The sequence below is a fragment of the Aeromonas sp. 600527 genome (assembly GCF_049175415.1).
In the GTDB taxonomy this organism is placed as follows: domain Bacteria; phylum Pseudomonadota; class Gammaproteobacteria; order Enterobacterales; family Aeromonadaceae; genus Aeromonas; species Aeromonas veronii_A.
Map to the genome: position 1 here is coordinate 41,428 of NZ_JAAKVA010000011.1, position 19,233 is coordinate 60,660.

A 19,233-nucleotide genomic window follows, 5' to 3' on the forward strand; every position below is an offset into this window, starting at 1 on the left:
GATGGAAAAGATCCGGTTGCTGGGGATCACCTTGATGGTGATGACATCGCAGGCCATGACATCCCCCCGGGCCCTTGCCGCAGACGGGGAGCCTATTGCCCCACTGACAGTGCCCCTGTTGACAGTGGCGCCACAGGCGGTGACCGACTGGCTGACGCTGGATGGCACCGTCAGTGCCATCAATCAGGGGACGGTGGCGGCCCAGACCAGCGGCCGGGTCTCCCGTATGCTGGTGGATGTGAACGATCAGGTGCAGGCGGGGCAGCCGCTGCTGGAGATCAGCGGCAAGGAGCAGTTTGCCGCCGTCACGGGTGCCGAGGCGCGGCTGGCGCGGGCGCAGGCTCAGCAAGTGGAAGCCGAGCGCCAGCTTGCCCGCTTTCAGGCGCTGATTGCCAAGGGGGTGATCACCCGCGCCCAGCTCGATAATGCCCAGGCGACTGATCGCGCCGCCCGCGCCGAGGTGAACGCTGCCGATGCGGCCCTCACTCAGGCCCGCGAGGCTTACGGTTATACCCGCATTCTGGCTCCCTATGCAGGGGTAGTGACCAAACGGCTGGTAGAGCTGGGGGAGACTGTCGCCCCCGGTACCCCGCTGCTCTCCGGCTTCTCTCTCGACACCTTGCGGGTGGAGGTGGAGTTGCCCCAATCCGCCCTGACGCTGGCTCGTGAGCCTGCGGATGTGCAGGTGCTGCTGCCGGATGGCAAGCTTGTTACCCCGGTCAAACTGACCCGCTTCAATTATGCCGACAGCCAGAGCCACGCCTTCAAGTTGCGCCTCGACTTGCCGCCGCAAACCGCCGGGGTATTGCCCGGCATGTGGCTCAAGGTGCAGCTCAAGCAGGGTGAACGTCAGGTGTTGCAGGTGCCGGATCGCGCCCTGCTGCGGCAAGGGGAATTCAATGGCGTCTATCTGCAGCAGCCCGCTGGCTGGGCCCTGACGCCGGTGCGGGTCGGCCATTGCGTCGAGGGACAGTGCGAGATCCTGGCCGGGCTGCAAGCCGGTGACAAGCTGGCTCCCGATGCCTGGGCGCAGCAGCAGGAGGTGGCCCATGAGTAGCGAGCTGAATGGCAACAAGGAGAGGCTGGGACCTGCCGGTCGGCTGGCTGCGCTGTTTCAGGGCTCGGCCATCACTCCGCTGCTGGCGCTGGTGGGGCTGTTGCTCGGCCTGTTTGCGGTGTTGGTGACCCCCAAGGAGGAGGAGCCGCAGATCGATGTCACCTTCGCCGATGTCTATATTCCCTTCCCGGGAGCCAGCCCGGCTGAAGTGGCCTCTCTCGTTACCACCCCTGCCGAGCAGGTGGTCTCCCAGATAAAGGGCATTGATACCCTCTACTCTTTTTCCCAACCCGATGGCGCCCTGCTGGTGGTGGTGTTCAAGGTGGGGGTGAGCCGCGAGCAGGCCATCGTCGATCTCAACAACCAGCTCGACTCCAACCGCGACTGGTTGCCACAGGGGATCGGAGTCGGTCAGCCGCTGGTGAAACCCCGGGGGATCGATGATGTCCCCATCGTCAGTTTGACCTTATGGAGTAAAGAGGGGAGCAAGCAACTGGGGGCACCCGAGCTGACCCGGGTCGCCCATGAGTTGGAGACCGAACTCAAGCGCATTCCCGGTACCCGCGATATCTACACGCTGGGCAGCCAGAGCGCCGTGCTGCGGGTGATGCCGGATCCGGCGGCCCTCAGTGCCCACGGCATCAGCTGGGGCGAGCTGAGCCAGCGACTTGCGGCCGCCAATCAGGTGGGCACGACACAGGCTATCGAGCAGAACAACAGTGAGATTAAGGTGCAGGTGGGGCAGTTTCTGCAAAGCGAGCAGGAGGCCCGCGAGCTGGTAGTGGGGCTGCACGACGGCAAGCCGGTCTATCTGGGGGAGGTGGCCAGGGTCTCTCTGGGTCAGGAGACTCCGACCAAGCGCAGCTGGATGGGGCTGGGGCAAGCCAGTTATCCGGCGGTGACCCTGGCCATTGGCAAGCAGCCGGGCCAGAACGCGGTCGAGGTGGCCAAGCGGGTGGAGGCGCGGGTCGAAAGTTTGCAGAACCGACTGATCCCTGCCGGGGTTGAGGTGACGGTGACCCGGGACTACGGCGTCACCGCCGAGACCAAATCCAACACCCTGATCGGCAAGCTCATTTTTGCCACCACGGCGGTGGTGGTGCTGGTGCTGGCGAGCATGGGTTGGCGCGAGGCGCTGGTGGTGGGCGTTGCCATCGTCATCACCCTGGCGCTGACCCTATTTGCCAGCTGGGCGTGGGGCTTTACCCTCAACCGGGTGTCGCTGTTTGCGCTGATCTTCTCCATCGGCATTCTGGTGGATGACGCCATTGTGGTGGTGGAGAACATCCACCGCCATCGCGGTTTGGGCAAGGGGTCGCTCAAGGCGCTTATTCCGGGGGCGGTGGACGAGGTGGGGGGGCCGACCATACTGGCGACCCTGACCGTCATTGCGGCCCTGTTGCCGATGGCCTTTGTCAGCGGCCTGATGGGCCCTTACATGAGCCCCATCCCCATCAATGCCAGCATGGGGATGCTCATCTCCCTGCTGGTGGCCTTCATCTTCTCACCCTGGCTGGCGAGCCATTTGCTCAAGGATTCGGTGCTCGGTACCCACGGCGAGGCCAAGGCGGGTCTTTTTCACCGGCTGATGACCCCTTTCCTGATTGGTGATGGCGCCAAGCGCGCCAGACGCAAACTCTGGCTGGTGGTGTTGCTGCTGGTCGGGGCGGCTACCGCCATGCCGGTGGTGCAGTGGGTGGTGCTCAAGATGCTCCCTTTTGACAACAAGTCGGAGTTTCAGCTGGTGCTCGATATGCCGGAGGGGGCGACCCTGGAGCAGACCGAGCGCACCCTGCTGGCGGTCGGGCGTGAGCTTGCCAAGGTGGAGGAGGTGAAGGATTACCAGATCTACGCCGGCACAGCCGCCCCCATCAATTTCAACGGGCTGGTGCGTCACTACTTTATCCGCAGCGGCGCCAACGTGGGGGATATTCAGGTCAATCTGGTGGACAAGCATGAACGGGATCGCAGCAGCCACCAGATTGCCCAGTCGGTTCGGGAGCCGCTGCAGGCCATCGCCAGTGCGGCAGGGGGCAACCTGAAAGTCGTTGAGGTACCGCCTGGCCCGCCGGTCTGGTCCCCCATCGTTGCCGAGATCTATGGCCCGACTCAGGCCGCCCGCGAAGCGGCCGCTCGCGCTGTACAGGCCCGTTTTGTGGCCACGGCGGATCTGGTGGACGTGGATATCTATCTGACCGACCCGCAGCCCAAGTGGCGGCTGGTGGTGGATCGCAGCAAGGCGGCCCTACTCGGGGTCGATCTCGGGGATCTGGTGAACACCCTCAATGGCGGGGTGGGTTATCAGGATGCCAGCTGGCTGCAGGGGCACGGTGCCAAGTATCCGGTGCCGATCCGCATCGAACTGGCACCCGGTGACAAACGGGATCTGGCGGGCGTACTGGCCCTCAAGGTGCGCAGCCAGAGCGGCCAGCTGGTGCGGGTCTCCGAGCTGGTGAGTCGCCGTGATGAGGTGGCCCCCAGCTATATCATGCACAAGAACATGCAGCCCATGGTGATGGTGGTGGCCGACATGGGTGGCCATACCGACAGCCCGCTCTACGGCATGTTTGCAGCCGGTGCCGATATCGACCTGCCCCAATATTACGTGCAGCAGCCGGATAAACTGGGAGAGGTGGCGCTGTTGTGGGACGGGGAGTGGAAGATCACCTACGAGACCTTCCGCGATATGGGCATCGCCTACGGGGTGGGGATGATCCTCATCTATCTGCTGGTGGTGGCCCAGTTTCGCTCCTATCTGGTGCCACTCATCATCATGGCTCCCATTCCGCTCACCATCATAGGGGTGATGCCGGGCCACGCCCTGCTGGGAGCCCAGTTTACCGCTACCTCGATGATCGGGATGATCGCCCTGGCCGGGATCATCGTACGCAACAGCATCCTGCTGGTGGACTTTATCGAGCAGCAGCGCAGCGCCGGAGTGGCGTTCGAGCAGGCGGTGATCGAAGCGGCGCAGGTGCGGGCCAAACCCATCATGCTGACGGCGCTGGCGGCGATGACCGGGGCTCTGTTTATCCTTGATGATCCCATCTTCAACGGACTGGCCATCAGCCTGATTTTCGGGATCCTGGTCTCCACTTTGCTCACCCTGGTGGTGATACCCTTGCTCTATTATGCCCTGCTCTCCCGACGCTCATGACGGGAGTCACTAGCGAAAGGATGCGCGATGAAGAGAGGTTGGTTGTGGTGGGGAAGTGGCGCCGTGGTAGCGGTGGCTGCTGTGGCATGGTGGTGGCGACCGCAGCCGACGCCGATCAGGCTGGCAGAGGTCGGGCGGGGGGATGTGCTGGTCACTGTGGTCAACACTCGGGCTGGCACCATCAAGTCGTGTCAGCGGGCCGGGCTCAGTCTGCCCGGTGGCGGCGTGGTGGAGCAGATCGCCGTCAAGGCCGGGGAGCGGGTGGCGCAGGGAGATCTGCTGCTGACCCTCTGGAGTGACGACATTCACGCCGATCTTGCCCGTGCCCGTGCCCAGCAGGCCCTTGGCAAGACCCAGCGCGAGGAGCGTTGCAGCGAGGCGGCCTACTACGAGCGGGAGGCCAACCGGCTGGCCACCTTGCTGGCCAAAAATCTCACCTCCCGCACCCTCGCTGAGCAGGCCCAGAATCTGGCCGATACCCGCCGCTATGTCTGTCAGGCATCCCGTCAGCAGGAGCGGGTCGACGAGGCGCAGGTCGCCCAGGTGGAGGCTCGCTTGAGCGAGCGTCGCCTGCTGGCGCCGTTTGCCGGCGTGGTGGCGGAGGTCAACAGCAAGCTGGGCGAATACATGACCCCCTCACCGCCCGGAGTGGCCATGCCTCCGGTGATCGATCTTATCGATGATAAGTGTCTGTATGTCTCAGCCCCCATCGATGAGGTGGATGCCGCCCGCCTCAAGGTGGGCCAGTCTGCCCGGGTACTGCTCGATGCCATGCCCGGGCGCGATTTTGCCGCTACCGTCACCCGTATCGCCCCCTATGTGAAGGAGCTGGAGAAGCAGGCCCGCACCGTCGAGGTGGAGGCATCGCTCACTGCCCTGCCCACCGATGTGCCCCTGCTTATCGGCTACAGCGCCGATCTTGAGGTCGAGGTGACCCGCGCCACCGATGTGCTGCGGGTTGCGGCCAGCAGCCGGGCCGACGATGGCAGCGTGCTGCGGCTGGAAGGGGATACGCTGGTGCGGGTGGTGCCCCGCTGGGGCGTGGAGAACTGGAACTGGATTGAGGTGGCCGAGGGGCTCGCTGCCGGTGATCGGCTGGCAGCCCAGCCCGGACAGATTGTCGGGGAGGGCCCTTTCAGCGCCGCCACGGAGCAGACGGATGAGTGATCTCATTCGCCTTGATGCCGTCAGCCGTCGTTTCACTCTGGGGGGGAGCGAGGTGGCTGCCCTCGACCGCGTTTCCCTGCGGGTTGCCGAGGGGGAGTATCTGGCGGTGATGGGCCCCTCGGGATCCGGCAAATCGACCCTGCTCAATGTGCTGGGGCTGCTGGATCGGCCCGATGAGGGGCGTTACTGGCTGGGAGGGGAGGATACCGCCACCCTGTCAGAACCCGCATTGGCCCAGCTGCGCGGCCATCGCATCGGTTTCGTGTTCCAGTCGTTTCACCTCATCTCCCGCCTCACCGCCCGTGAAAACGTCGAGCTGCCGCTGATGCTGTGCGGGATCGCCCCCGCCGAGCGCCATCGCCGAAGCCAGCAGTTGCTGGGAGAGCTGGGGCTGGAGAACCGGGCCGGACACCGCCCTGCCGAGCTTTCCGGCGGTCAGCGTCAGCGGGTAGCCATCGCCCGGGCCATGGCAATGGCGCCGCGGCTGATCCTGGCCGACGAGCCCACCGGCAATCTCGACTCCCGCTCCGGGGAGGAGGTGATTACCCTGCTGGAGGGGCTCAACCGGGAGCAGGGGATCACGCTGGTGGTAGTGACCCACGATCCGCGCCTTGGTGAGCGGGCGGGCAGGCGGATCCTGATGAACGATGGCCGCATCAACATTGATAGCGGCGGTGGCTGAATGCGGCGGCCCGATGTGATCCGCTTTGCCGCCGTGGCGTTATTGCGTCAGCGTTCACGGGCGCTGGTCTTGATCCTGGCGGTGAGTCTGAGCGTCACCTCGGTGCTGCTGCTCACCGCGCTGGGGGAGGGGGCGAGGCGCTATGTGGCCGACCAGTTCAGCTCCCTTGGCAAGGATCTGCTGGTGATGTTCCCCGGCCGCAAGGAGACCACCGGCGGGCTGCCGCCGGTCACCGGCAACAGTCTGCGGCAGATCACTCTCGATGATATGCACTACCTTGGCCAGCACCAGCCAAACGTGCGGCTGGTGCCGCTGGTGATGGGCTTTGCCGAGGCCAAACAAGGGGCACGGCTGCGCCAGACCATGCTGCTTGGCAGCAGCAACGGGCTGCGCGATACCCACGGGCTGGAGCTGCTCTCCGGCCGCTGGTTGCCGGGGGATGCCGCAGAGGATCGACCGGCCGTCCTGCTCGGGGCCAAGGTGGCCCGTGAGCTGTTCGGTCAGGTCGATCCGGTCGGTCAGTGGCTGCGTTTTGACAATCGCCGCTTTCGGGTGGTGGGGGTATTCACCAGCCAGAGCAGCAATCTGGGGATGGACATGGCCGAGGCCGCGCTGATCCCGGTCGGTAGCGCCATGCGGCTGTTCAACACCGAGGGGCTGTTTCGGCTGCTGATCCAGCCGCTGGCGGGGCAAGCGGTGCCGCCGCTGGTCAAGCGACTGGAGCAGCTGATGCAATCGCGCCACGGGGTGCTCGATGTGACCGTGGTGCGCCGCGACGCCATGCTGGCTACCTTCTCCACCATTCTCTCGACCCTCACCCTGGCAGTTGCCGGCATCGGCGCCATCAGCCTGCTGGTCTCCGGCATCATGATGATGAATCTTGCGCTGATCAGCACTCGCCAGCGCACCGGCGAGATCGGCCTGCTCAAGGCGCTGGGGGCTGACAGTCGCCAGATCCGCCAGCTGTTTTTGTGGGAGGCGCTGCTGCTGAGCGGCAGTGGCGCGCTGTTTGGCACTGTGTTGGGCTATGCCCTGGTTGCCCTCGCCGGAGTGATTTGGCCCGGATTTCCGGCGGCTGTCCCTCTGCTCGCGACCCTCTGCACCATACCGGCGGCCCTGCTGACCGGGCTGTTTTTTAGCTGGCTGCCCGCCTCCCGTGCAGCACGGCAAGATCCGGTCAGCAGCCTGCGCAGCGGGCAGTGGAGCGGTGGCTGATGCGCGCCGCTGATCTGCTGTTCTGGCTCTGGCACGCCTTGCTGGCGGGGCGCAGCCGCAGTCTGCTGTCGGCGCTCGGCATCGCCATCGGGATCGCCTCGGTGACCCTGCTCACCGGCATCGGCGAGGGGCTCAGGCTCTATCTGCTCGACAGCTTCTCCCAATTTGGCACCCGGCTGATCGCCGTGACCCCGGGCAAGACCGAAACCGCCGGCGGCCCGCCTGGCATCCTCTCCAGCAGTCGCCCCCTGCTGCTGGAGGATGCCGATGCCCTCGCCAGATTGGCAGGGGTAGAGGCGGCGCTCCCTGTGGTGCAGGGGCAAGGGGAGGTGCGCAGCCGCGGGCTCACCCGCAGCACCGCCATTCTGGGCACCGGCCCGGCGGCGCTCTCCGGCTGGCGACTCACCCTGGTGCAGGGGCGTTTTCTGCCCGCGGACGACAGTGCCATGCCCCGCGCCTATGCGGTGCTGGGTGCCAAGGTGGCGGCGGAGCTGTTTCCCGGGGGCGATGCGCCGGGCAGTCTGCTGCGCGCCGGTGATCGCCGTTTTCGGGTGGCTGGGGTGCTGGCCCCCAAAGGGCAATTTCTCGGCTTTGATCTGGACGACATGATCTATCTGCCCGCCGCCCACGCTCAGGCGCTGTTCAACAAGGAGGGGCTGCAGGAGATCGACGTCATCTATCGCGCCGGACAGACGGAGGCCGAGATCACTGCCCAGATTAGGCGGGTGCTGATCGCCCGCCACGGCGCCGAGGATTTCACCCTCACCTCCCAGCAGGATATGCTGACCAGCCTCGACAAGATCCTCTCTATCATCAAGCTGGCGGTTGGCGGGCTCGGCATTATCTCGCTGCTGATCGGGGCGGTCGGCATCTTCAGCATCATGAGCATCGCCCAGCAGGAGCGGATCCCCGAGGTGGGTTTGCTGATGGCGCTGGGTTGCCCACGGCGGCGCATTCTATTGTTGTTCCTGCTCGAAGCCGTGGTGTTGGCGCTGCTGGGCGGGGCCATGGGGTTGGCACTGCTCGGGGGGCTCAAGCTGCTGCTCACCCTGCTGGCGGCCGGCTTGCCGCTCACCCTCCATCCTCTCTATCTGCTGCTGGCGCTCGGTTGCAGCGCCCTGGTTGGCCTGCTGGCCGGGGTCGCTCCTGCGCTGCGGGCAGTGCGTCTCGACCCAGTAGTTGCCCTGCGCGGTGACTAGGTCGCCCCTTTCGCAAGAGGTGCGTTACGCTCGGGTCTGAACAGGGGGACTAGGCGACCACCTCCGCAACCGGCACGCTGCGCTCAGATCTGAACAGAGGGAAGTAGCGGCGATCCGCCTGACTCATGTGTCCGACCACCAGCTCCTGAATGATGAAGTTGAGCAGCTCGTCGTTGCCCAGCGTCCCCGCTTTGGCGGCGAGGAGCAACTGGCTTGCCTTGTTGAGCAGGCGCAGGTGATCCTGACGGTGACTGGCGAGTTCCCGATAGTCGATCTCCACCAGCATCTGCTCTTCAAAAGCGAAGTGATGGCGGGCCATCTCTAACAGTCTCTCAAGACTATCCAAAAACGGAGCAGGGTTGTCGTGCTGAGCTTTCATCCGCTCCAGCAGCCGATTGGTCAGCACGAACAGCTGACGATGCTCGGCATCGATACGCGGGTGACCGCATTCGTGGCCGGGTTGCCACAGCAGGGCACCCTGTTCCGGATCAAGGCCCGGGGTAAAGAGGCAGACCCGGCCGCGGCCGCGATGCTTCGCCTGATACATAGCCTGATCGGCGTGGTGCATCAGGGTTTTGGCATCCTCCCCGTGCTCGGGATAGAGCGCCAGCCCGATACTGCTGGAGATAAGCAGCTTCTGCTCCTCCAGTTGGAATGGATGGCGCAACTGCTGGTGTAGCTTGTCGGCCACCGCCAGCACTTCGTCGCCAGTCTCCGGCAGCAAGATAACGAACTCGTCGCCCCCCAGCCGTGCCACCAGGTCCTGTTTGCGCACGCAGTGGCTCATCCGCTCGGCCACCAGATTGAGCAAGATATCCCCGGTTTCATGGCCGAAGGTATCGTTTATCGGCTTGAAGTGATCGAGATCGATAAACATCACAGCCAATGGACGAGGCGTCTCCTGCTCCAGTAGCTCCTTGAGTCGTTGTTGCAGCAAGCGGCGATTGGGTAGGCCAGTGAGGGAGTCATAGAAGGCGAGGCGGCGCATCATCTCCTCCCGCGCCGCCCGCTCGGTGATATCCCGGGTGACCCCGAGGATCGCCTCCGGTTGGGTCTTGTGGTTACCATGAAGGGTAGTAATGGTCTCGGTCGCTACCAGATGGCCGTCCTTGTGGCGCAACTGGGTGCGAATGACCCGGCGGGTCTGGTCATGCTCTCCCCGTAACCATGCCTCCAGGGTGGCAGAGATCTCTTCGCGCAGCAGTTGTCTTGAAGCATCCGGCAGCAGCTGTTTGAGGGGCAGGGCAAACAGTTCGGGGGCCTCGTAGCCGCTCAGGGAGGCGATGGCCGGACTGATATAGCGAAAGCGCAAGCTGGCGGCATCCATGGTCCAGATCACATCGGCGCTGTTCTCCGCTACGAAGCGGTAGTGTTGCTCACTCTGGGCTAGCTCGCGGGTTAGCCGTTGGCGATCCAGCGCCTCCTGACGCAGGCGCAGGTAGAGGTGCAAGAAGATGCCGAGCAGGGTCATCAGGGTAAAGGTGATAAGCATGGCCACCGCCACGCTCTTGTCGAGCAGTTGCCGTTGCTGGCGCAGCCGCTCCTGCGTGGGGTCGTAGATAAAGCGGTCGAGGTTTGGCAATACCGTGAGCATGCCTGCCTCCAGATAGGTTTTGGCGATCTGCTGCCAGCGCTCCTGTTGCATATACCCGGGTTCGATAAGGTCCGGTTGCATCAATTCTCTGGTTTCGCGGGCCTCGAACTCAAGCTGTTCACGACTTGCAGCGTTGGGATACAGCGCCATGATCAGGTTGATCATCTCTTCGGGGTGTTCCATTGCATAGCGCCACCCCTTGAGGCTGGCCTGCTGGAAGGCGTATACCCGATCCTGTCGGGTGATCAGCTCCCGCTCGGAGGTAAACAGGTTGTCGCCGTAGAAGTCAAAGTCGATGGTGCGCGGACTGAAGACCCGATAGGGGATCCCTTTTTGTTGCAGATAGAAGGGCTCGGTAGTGCTGTAGGCACTGATGGCATCCACCTTGCCCGCCAGCAGTGCTTGTATCCCCTCTTTGTAGGGGAGGGTGACCCAGTCGCGGCTGCGGGTCTGGTGGGAAAGGTAGGTCAGCAGCTCGTTGGAGCCTGGCTCCAGCATCAGTCGCTTGTTGGCCAGATCGGCCGGGTTGCGAATATCTGGCCGATCCCGCGTGAGCAGAACCAGAGGCGAGTGCTGCAGCAGTGCGGCGAGCACCACTACCGGACGACCGGCAGCCCGATCCAGCAGCAGATCACTGCCGCTGATGCCAAAATGGGCCTTTCCCGAGATCACCTCGCTGACCACATCGGTGCGGGAATCCGCTTCGCGCAGGGTCACTTGCAGACCGGCCTCCCGATAAAACCCCTTGGCGATGGCCGCATAGTAACCAGCAAACTGGAACTGGTGTTGCCATGGCAACTGGACGATGACTTGCTCCCGGGCTCGCACGGGGATTGAAGTCAGAGTGGCGATAACCATACCGACCAGCATTGGCAGAAACCAGCTGAGGTGCTGGCGAGGGGCTTCGTTCTCCGTCATACAATGTTTCTCTCGGGAGCTGTGTCCAGGGTCTGTTGATGTCTCTGCACTAGCCACACAGCCCGCAGGGCCGGGGCTGTGGTGTCGCGCATTGCCGTGATTGGCGCGATTATCGGGTGAACTCCACTTTTGGGGAGCGATCAACCTTACCTCTCGTTCCTCGCTGCGCGTTAGAACGGACCATGGTCGCGGTCGTGGTGAAACAGCAGCAGATTCTAAGCTGGACTCAAGCACTTCTTTGTAACCTGCAAGGGGAGAACAAGTCTCTGCAACGAGGCATCGGTGGGTTGGGTAGTCATTTTGTTGTCATTCATCACACTGGATATATACATGCTGTTTCTCGCAAGCCAGGTGATTAATAAGAGATCCATATGGCTTATCTCTGTGGTCGCATTCTAGCCATTTTCTCCCGTTTTTATTGTTTCGATTGCGGCTTAACCGCGATTCCTCGGTGGTTGCACGTCAGGCTGTGTCGTTATATCAATAGATACTTTTATGGGGCGGTCAGGTGTAACGCAAATGTGTCACACCTGCTGCGCATCGGTTAATGCGTAACGGGCCAGTGATGGGACCCCGTCAGTGTTATCATGCTGCTCCCTGTTCCGGATAAGGTCTTTTTATGTCCCGCTTGCGTCTGCTTGTCTCCGACTCTCACGATCCCCTGTTCAATCTGGCCGTAGAGGAGTGCATTTTCCGCCAGATGGACCCCGGCCAGCGGGTGCTGTTCCTCTGGCGCAACGCCAATACCGTGGTGATCGGCCGGGCCCAGAATCCGTGGAAGGAGTGCAACACCCGCCGAATGGCGGAGGACGGGGTGACCCTGGCTCGCCGCAGCAGTGGGGGGGGCGCCGTGTTTCACGACCTTGGCAACAGCTGTTTTACCTTCATGGCGGGCAAGCCGGAGTATGACAAGAGCGTCTCCACCGCCATCGTGCTGGACGGGCTCAAGCGATTGGGGATCGAGGCGTTTGCCTCCGGTCGCAACGATCTGCTGGTGGTCACCCCGGACGGGGAGCGCAAGGTATCGGGGTCGGCCTATCGGGAGACTCTGGATCGCGGGTTCCACCACGGCACCCTGCTGCTGGATGCCGATCTCGGCCGCCTTGCCAACTACCTCAACCCCGACCCCAAGAAGCTGGCGGCCAAGGGGATCACCTCGGTGCGCAGCCGGGTGGCCAATCTGTGCGAACTGCAGCCGGGGATCGACCATCAACAGGTGAGCGAGGCGCTGCAGGAGGCCTTTTTCCATCATTACGGCGCGCGAGTTGAGCCCGAGCATATCTCCCCGGAGCAGATGCCGGATCTGCCGGGCTTTGCCGAGACCTTCGCTCGCCAGCGCAGTTGGGAGTGGAACTATGGCCACGCGCCCGCCTTCACCCATCTGCTGGAGGAGCGGTTCAGCTGGGGCGGGGTGGAGCTGCACTTTGATGTGGAGAAAGGGGTCATCACCCGGGCGCAGCTCTTTAGCGATACTCTGGAGCCGGCCCCGTTTGATCGGCTGGCGGCCGAACTGGCGGGTTGCGGCTATCGAGCGGAGGCTGTTTCCGCGCGCCTGCAGCCCTGGCTGGCGGCCTTTCCGCAGCAGCAGAGTGAGCTGACGGAGTTTGCCGAGTGGCTGTTGGCCTCCCTGCGTTGAGGGCTGCGCTGATGGCGGTCCGGTAGTGAGGGCGCTGTCAGCCAGGATGGGAGCAAGATCACGAAATATAAAGAGGCGCCTCAAAGGCGCCTTTTTGCCAGCCCTTGTGATGGCTGATACATGACAAAAAGTAGGGTAGGCCATTAGATATTGTCACTGTTGGCCCCGCTGACACAGGGGTATAACGGCCGCACATTTGCTGTACTAATGGTATAAAAATGAGTGACTTAGTTTATCTTAAAGACGACAGCGTCAATGCCGTCCACCCCGATTTCTCCGCCCGTTTCGCCACCGTCAAAGCCAACTTTTTCTCGCGTAATCCCGATCTCTGGCCCGTTTTTCGCGAACCCGGATTTGCCACCCTCAACGAATTTCGGGCCCGTGGCCTGGCGCCGGATGCCCGCCTGAACGCCTGGCCTGATGGCCGTGCCCGCCTGGCCGATCTCTGCGAGACCATGCCGGTGCCCGCCACCATGCGCACCCCGGGCGAGCCGATGGCCGAGTTGCTGTTTGCCGCTGCTCTATCGAAGGATTGGGAGAACCCCTCCAGCGTCGAGAACGTCATCACCATGTCGGCGGATCCCGCCATTTACGGTGCCCAGTTGGGCATTCTGGCCAACCCCAATCTGGTCTACTCCGAATATGCCGGGGTCGCCGAGGAGCTGGAGAAGAAGGTGGTGCGCCAGATTGCCCTGCTGGCGGGTTATGACCCCGAGCGTGCCACCGGCATCTTCACCCAGGGGGGGACCTTCTGTAACCTCTACGGCTACCTGCTCGGCATTCGCAAAACCTTGCCCGAAGCCAAGCACAAGGGGCTCGGCCACTATCAGGATTACCGCATCATCAACTCCCAGGGCGGTCACTACTCCAACATCACCAACCTCTCCCTGCTCGGGGTCGACATCGAGAACAAGACCATCCGCATTCAGGTGGGGGAGAACAATGACATCGATCTCGACCACCTCGAACGCACCCTGACCGCCTGTTTTGCCCTTAAACACGTGGTGCCTACCATCATGCTCACCATGGGCACCACCGACACCTTCGGGGTGGATCAGGTGAAACCCGTGTTCGAGCTGCGCAATCGCCTCTGCGAGCAGTTCGAGGTGGCTGTCAAGCCCCATATCCACGTCGATGCTGCCATCGGCTGGTCGATGATCTTCTTCCTGGGTTACGACTTTGCCGCCAACCCGCTTGGCATCAATGCCGCGACCCTGGCCGGGATCGAACGCAACGTGGCGCGCTTTGCCGAGCTCAAATATGCCGACTCCTTCACTGTCGACTTCCAGAAGTGGGGCTATGTGCCCTACACCTCCAGTCTGGTGATGATCAAGGAGCAGGATGACCTCAAGGCGATGGAGAACGACCCGGAGAACTTCTCCTACTTCGAGCGGGACATTCAGGGGCAGACCCACCTGCAATCCACCATCGAGTGCTCCCGCGGCGCGAGCGGCCTGTTTGGTGCCTATGCGGCGCTCAACTACATGGGAGTGGAGGGGTATCGCATCGTGCTGGCCCACTGCCTGCAAAATGCCAACTACTTCCGCTATCGCCTGAGTCAGCTTGGCAACGTCAAGCTGGTGGCGCAGGAGAATCAGGGGCCGAGCGTCGGCTTCAAGATCTACAACCCCGAGTGGGTGAGCGATCCGGAGGCCGAGTTCGCCTTCGAGCTGGCCCGCTCCGGCGATCCTGCCTACAAGGCGCGGCTGCAGCGCAACACCGACTACCACCGCAGCCTGTTCAAGGGGCGCGGCAAGGTGGGGCTCTACACCAACTGGGTGGAGGCGGTGGCCCATTCCGACTATGACGCCCGCGGCAAGTACTCCTATATCGCCGGAGAGAAGGCTGTCTTTATGAACCCCGCCTGCACCCGCGAGCAGATCGACGCCTTTATCGACCATATTCGCGGTTGAGGGCGGTTGCCCTGACTGCCGAGCGCGGCCTGTGATGGCAAGAGGCGGTCAGGGTACCTCGCCAACAGATAGACAAAGGGCAAGCCAATTGGCTTGCCCTGCTGTTTTTGCGGCTCTGTTTTTGCAGCACTGTGCGTAAGTAGTGGGGAAGGCCGGGTTCAGAGGGTCAGCAACTGCTCGTTCTCGACAATCTCGCACCCAGCGGGTTGCCGGGAGAGGGTAATCATGGCATGGGCCACCTGACTGGCCTCGATGGCACGCCAGCGGGCGAGCTTGCCCACCAGCAGCGGCCGAAACAGCGGGTAGATGGTCTGAAAGATCTGCTCGGAGAGGCGCGGTGGCTGGCGCTCCCCGAGCAGCATAGCGGGCCGCACGATGGCGAGCCGTGGCCAGGATTGGGCCAGCAGGGCCTGCTCCATCTCCCCCTTGGTACGCGGATAGAGCGCCGGGGACGATGCGCTGGCTCCCATGCTCGAGACCACGATGAGCCGTTGACAGCCGTGGCGGCGGGCCAGTTCGGCAAAGGCGACCACATAGTCGAGATCGACCCGGCGAAACGCCTCGGCAGAGCCCGCCTCCTTGCGGGTGGTGCCGAGGGCACAGAAGGCGATATCGACTGGGCGGGAGAGGGTGACGCTGGCCAGATCATCAAAATTGACCGGCAGCCAGTGGTGCGCCTCCTTGCCCGGCTTGCGACAGAGCAGGGTCAGTTCATGTTCGGCAGGCAGTTGCTGCACCAGTTCGCGACCGATCAGGCCGCTGGCTCCGGCAATCAGGATCCGGCTCATGGTGTTCTCCCGGTTTCATTCGATGATGGTTCTGATCAGCATCAGCCAATTTGCAGGCAGCTGCAATGGGAGGATATGACACGACATTCCCTGACAGGATAACGGGCGGGATACATAGTGCGGAGGCTGGATAAAACAAAACCGGCACGAGGCCGGTTTTGCGGTATATCAGAGCGGGGTATTGAAAGCTGCTGGCAGCGGGAAGTCACCCGTCACTGTGGTCAGCCTGTCATTGGCGAAGGTGACGGTGAGCTCCTTGCGCTCTTTCTCACCGCGCCCCGGCTGGAACTCATAGAGGTAGTACCAGGTGTTGGGATCAAAGCCGTCACGCAGCATGGGGGTTCCCAGTACATAGCTGACCTGCTCGCGGGTCATCCCCTGGCGCAGTTTGTCGACCTGTTTTTGTTCCACATAGTTGCCCTGGGGAATATCGATACGATAGACCAGGCTGCAACCGGAGAGGGTGAGGGCGGTCAAGGCCGCGGCAATCAGGTGTTTCATCCGCATATCGAGTTCAGATCATCCATACAGTCTTTTTTGGCTCGGCAAATCATACCGACTCCCTCCACGGAAGTAAAAAGCCATTGATCCATCAGCCAATAAAAAGGGTCGCACTGCGACCCTTTCTGGCAATCAGGCAACAATCACATTGCAGCGCGGAAGATGGCGACGATCTCTTCGTGGCTCGCCTGTTTCGGGTTGGTGAAGCCACAGGCATCTTTCAGGGCGTTGCTGGCCAGGGTATCGAAGTCATCGGCCTTGACGCCGAGCTGCTCCAGCCCGGCCGGGATCTTCACATCCAGCGCCAGCTGCTTGATGGCGGCAATGGCAGCGGCGGCGCCCTGCTCGTCGCTCATGGCGCTCACGTCCACCCCCATGTAGCGGGCGACATCCTTCAGACGAGCCGCGCTAACCTGGGCGTTGAACGCCTGAACGTGGGGCAGCAGCACGGCGTTGCAGACACCGTGGGGCAGGTCATAGAAGCCGCCCAGCTGGTGGGCCATGGCGTGCACATAGCCCAGGCTTGCGTTGTTGAAGGCCATGCCGGCCAGGAACTGGGCATAGGCCATCTGCTCGCGGGCGTGCAGATCATCGCCGTGGTGAACGGCGGTGCGCAGGTGCTTGGCAATCAGCTTGATGGCCATCACGGCGCTGGCATCGGTTACCGGAGTGGCGATGGTGGAGACATAGGCCTCGATGGCGTGGGTCAGGGCATCCATGCCGGTGGCGGCGGTGAGACCAGCCGGCTTGGCAAGCATCAGCTCGGGATCGTTGACCGACATCAGCGGGGTAACGTGCTTGTCGATGATGGCCATTTTCACGTGGCGGGCCTCGTCGGTGATGATGCAGAAGCGGGTCATCTCGGAGGCGGTACCGGCGGTGGTGTTGATGGCGATAAGCGGCAACTGCGGCTTGGCGGAGCGATCCACCCCTTCGTAATCCTTGATGCTGCCACCATTGGCGGCCACCAGCGCGATGCCCTTGGCACAGTCGTGGGGCGAGCCGCCACCCAGCGAGATGACGCAGTCGCAGCCGTTGGCCTTGATCATCGCCAGACCCGCTTCGACGTTGCTGGTGGTGGGGTTGGGTTTGGTCTCATCGAAAACTGCGCTTTCAATGCCATGTTCAGCCAACAGGGTGGTGAGCTTGGCGACCACGCCGATCTGGTTGAGAATTTTGTCGGTAACGATCAACACCTTGCGATAGCCGTAACCTTTGATATCGGCGGCGGCCTCTTGCAGACAGCCGGCACCCATCAGGTTGATTGCGGGAATATAGAATTTGAATGTAGCCATGATGGACTCCCTGTGGTTAGCCATTAAGTGGTAGTTTGGCGCCAACATAACATCGTCAGAGGGGATGGAAAGGGGTCAATGGTATCTGCTTTACAACTTTATGGACTCGATCACGTACCGGAAACATGGGGCCAGACAGGGATTGACAAGCGCTATTGCCCGTTCATGGGAAGAAAAACGTTTTTCAATTAATTCATCAGGTTAGCAAACGTTTTGCGTGGAGTTTGTGACTGTCAATGCGTGGAAGTGTGAGGCGCTTCAAGGAATTGGAAAGCGCTTTCGACCATAGTTGGCGCCTCCCCGAAGAGGGGGGTAAAGGCTTGAAAGTATCATAAAGAATCATCTTAACTTGTGCCCTGACCATGCTGGCAGGGGGCAACCAGGAGTCCAATATGTCTGATGTATTTCACTTGGGTTTGAAGAAAGCGGATCTGCAAGGCGCCACCCTGGCGATCGTCCCCGGTGACCCCGAGCGCGTGAAGCGTATCGCAGAGCTGTTGGATAACCCGGTGCACCTGGCCAGCCATCGCGAATTTACTACCTGGCGCGGCGAGATGGACGGCAAGGCCGTGATCATCTGCTCTACCGGTATCGGTGGCCCGTCCACCTCCATCGCGGTAGAAGAGCTGGCCCAGCTGGGTATCAACACCTTCCTGCGTATCGGCACCACCGGCGCCATCCAGCCGCACCTGAACGTGGGTGACGTGATCGTCACTACCGGTTCCGTGCGCCTCGACGGTGCCAGCCTGCACTTTGCACCGATGGAGTTCCCGGCGGTTGCCGACTTCGACTGCACCACCGCGCTGGTCAACACCGCCAAAGAGATGGGCTCCAAGCTGCACATCGGTGTGACTGCCTCTTCCGATACCTTCTACCCGGGTCAGGAGCGTTACGACACCGTATCCGGCCGCGTAGTGAGCCGTTTCCAGGGTTCCATGAAAGAGTGGCAAGCCATGGGCGTGCTGAACTATGAGATGGAATCTGCAACCCTGCTGACCATGTGCTCCAGCCAGGGCCTGCGTGCCGGTATGGTAGCTGGCGTTATCGTCAACCGTACCCAGCAAGAGATCCCGAACGCCGAAACCATGGCGAAGACCGAATCTGATGCCATCAAGATCGTACTGGGCGCTGCCCGCAAGCTGATCTGATAGCACCACAAAGAGTGGGGGGTGGGGGCCGTTGCGAAAGCACGGCCCCTATCTTTATCCACCGTTTACCGCTTTTCCTCTCCCGTCACGCCTTTCACTGATCCCGCCAAACTCGCGTTTATTGCCATCTACTGACGGCCTCTACCCATTGCCTCTAAAAAGGGGCGGCACAGCGGATCTGCATCGGCTCACCGCTCACCGGATGTACAAAATCCAGCTCGCTGGCATGGAGCATCAGCCGCGGTGCTTGCTCGCAGCCAGGTGGCAGCAGGCCACCATAGAGATCGCAGCCGAGGATTGGGTGGTCCAGCAGCTGGCTGTGGATGCGCAGCTGATGGGTGCGGCCGGTCTCCGGCACCAGTCGTACCCGGGTCAGTGGCACTGTCTGTCCCTGTATCTGCTGCGCCAGCCGCTCAATCACCTGATAGCGGGAGCGGACGGGTTTGCCGCTGGCGGCGCAGATCTTCATCAGCGGAAAGATCGCTGGATCCTTGGCGATAGGGGCGTTGATAACTCCTTCGTCGTCAATCAGATGGCCGCACAGCAGGGCGCTGTAGGCCTTGCTCACCGCCCGCTGGCTGAACTGCTGGCAGAGCTGGGCGTTGATGGCCTTGTTTTTGGCCACCACCATGATGCCTGAGGTACCAAAATCGAGGCGGTGCACCAGGGTACAGCCTGGGTAATCCTGCACCAGTCGATAGTGCACCGAGTCGAGGTTCTGCGGATTTTTGCCCGAGAGGCTCAGCAGGCCGCTCGGCTTGTTGATGAGCAGCAGGTGCTCATCCTCGAACAGGATTTCGATGGCGGCCTTGCAGGGCGGGGCGATAAAGGTGTCGACGATAACGGACATAGGGGGCACGGGCAGAAAACGGGGGAGCGATCATACCTGAACCGGTGCGGCCGGGCGAATGGGCGGTGCGCGACCTCGGAAAATGAACGGGATGACGCCACGCAACCTATTGA

Annotated in this window: 14 protein-coding genes; 9 read left to right on the forward strand and 5 right to left on the reverse strand. The window is 62.3% G+C overall.

Features of this window, described 5'->3' with window-relative positions:
* The first annotated feature begins 1 nt into the window (after position 1).
* Genes G5154_RS14135 through G5154_RS14160 form a run of 6 tightly spaced genes read left to right on the forward strand, consistent with a single transcriptional unit; the run spans position 2 to position 8,477 of the window.
* Positions 2 to 1,057 (forward strand): efflux RND transporter periplasmic adaptor subunit, encoded by a 1,056-nt coding sequence (locus tag G5154_RS14135; protein WP_421251144.1) that lies wholly within the window; start codon positions 2 to 4, stop codon positions 1,055 to 1,057.
* Positions 1,050 to 4,214 (forward strand): efflux RND transporter permease subunit, encoded by a 3,165-nt coding sequence (locus G5154_RS14140; RefSeq protein WP_421251127.1) that lies wholly within the window; start codon positions 1,050 to 1,052, stop codon positions 4,212 to 4,214. The genes G5154_RS14135 and G5154_RS14140 overlap by 8 nt, the downstream gene beginning before the upstream one ends.
* A 27-nt stretch (positions 4,215 to 4,241) precedes the next feature.
* A complete protein-coding gene (locus tag G5154_RS14145; RefSeq protein ID WP_106842557.1) occupies positions 4,242 to 5,381 on the forward strand; it encodes an efflux RND transporter periplasmic adaptor subunit in 1,140 nt (379 codons plus the stop codon).
* Positions 5,374 to 6,063, forward strand: coding sequence for an ABC transporter ATP-binding protein (locus tag G5154_RS14150; protein WP_040066014.1), 690 nt, complete (start codon positions 5,374 to 5,376; stop codon positions 6,061 to 6,063). Before G5154_RS14145 ends, G5154_RS14150 begins: the two co-directional genes overlap by 8 nt.
* Positions 6,064 to 7,278, forward strand: a complete 1,215-nt coding sequence (locus G5154_RS14155; protein ID WP_106842558.1) for an ABC transporter permease — start codon at positions 6,064 to 6,066, stop codon at positions 7,276 to 7,278.
* Positions 7,278 to 8,477, forward strand: a complete 1,200-nt coding sequence (locus G5154_RS14160) for an ABC transporter permease (RefSeq protein ID WP_421251126.1) — start codon at positions 7,278 to 7,280, stop codon at positions 8,475 to 8,477. The genes G5154_RS14155 and G5154_RS14160 overlap by 1 nt, the downstream gene beginning before the upstream one ends.
* Positions 8,478 to 8,526: 49 nt before the next feature.
* On the opposite strand, the gene G5154_RS14165 is transcribed toward G5154_RS14160, so the two are convergent.
* Entirely contained in the window at positions 8,527 to 10,989 is a 2,463-nt protein-coding gene (locus tag G5154_RS14165) for a diguanylate cyclase domain-containing protein (protein ID WP_421251125.1), read from the reverse strand.
* Between the two features lie 619 nt (positions 10,990 to 11,608).
* Between G5154_RS14165 and G5154_RS14170 the strand changes: the two genes are divergently transcribed.
* Together G5154_RS14170 and G5154_RS14175 are read left to right on the forward strand one after the other, a co-directional pair.
* The gene (locus G5154_RS14170; protein WP_421251124.1) at positions 11,609 to 12,625 is read left to right on the forward strand and encodes a lipoate--protein ligase A; all 1,017 of its coding nucleotides are present in this window, start codon (positions 11,609 to 11,611) and stop codon (positions 12,623 to 12,625) included.
* 218 nt (positions 12,626 to 12,843) lie between these two features.
* Complete coding sequence (locus G5154_RS14175) at positions 12,844 to 14,538, forward strand: pyridoxal phosphate-dependent decarboxylase family protein (RefSeq protein ID WP_421251123.1); 1,695 nt, start codon at positions 12,844 to 12,846, stop codon at positions 14,536 to 14,538.
* A 158-nt stretch (positions 14,539 to 14,696) separates the two neighbouring features.
* Here the strand turns inward: G5154_RS14175 and G5154_RS14180 are convergent, their stop codons facing one another.
* From G5154_RS14180 to yiaY, 3 genes are all read right to left on the reverse strand, one after another.
* Positions 14,697 to 15,326 carry an NAD(P)H-binding protein gene (locus tag G5154_RS14180; RefSeq protein ID WP_421251122.1) on the reverse strand — a complete coding sequence of 210 codons (630 nt, stop codon included), beginning with the start codon at positions 15,324 to 15,326 and terminating at the stop codon, positions 14,697 to 14,699.
* A gap of 168 nt (positions 15,327 to 15,494) precedes the next feature.
* Positions 15,495 to 15,833, reverse strand: a complete 339-nt coding sequence (bamE, locus tag G5154_RS14185) for an outer membrane protein assembly factor BamE (RefSeq protein ID WP_005344334.1) — start codon at positions 15,831 to 15,833, stop codon at positions 15,495 to 15,497.
* A 137-nt stretch (positions 15,834 to 15,970) separates the two neighbouring features.
* Positions 15,971 to 17,122: an L-threonine dehydrogenase gene (yiaY, locus tag G5154_RS14190; protein ID WP_421251121.1), complete on the reverse strand. Its 1,152-nt coding sequence runs from the start codon at positions 17,120 to 17,122 to the stop codon at positions 15,971 to 15,973.
* A gap of 392 nt (positions 17,123 to 17,514) precedes the next feature.
* Between yiaY and udp the strand changes: the two genes are divergently transcribed.
* Complete coding sequence (gene udp, locus G5154_RS14195) at positions 17,515 to 18,270, forward strand: uridine phosphorylase (protein ID WP_005344336.1); 756 nt, start codon at positions 17,515 to 17,517, stop codon at positions 18,268 to 18,270.
* 154 nt (positions 18,271 to 18,424) lie between these two features.
* On the opposite strand, the gene G5154_RS14200 is transcribed toward udp, so the two are convergent.
* Complete coding sequence (locus G5154_RS14200) at positions 18,425 to 19,120, reverse strand: RluA family pseudouridine synthase (protein WP_421251120.1); 696 nt, start codon at positions 19,118 to 19,120, stop codon at positions 18,425 to 18,427.
* Between the last annotated feature and the right edge of the window lie 113 nt (positions 19,121 to 19,233).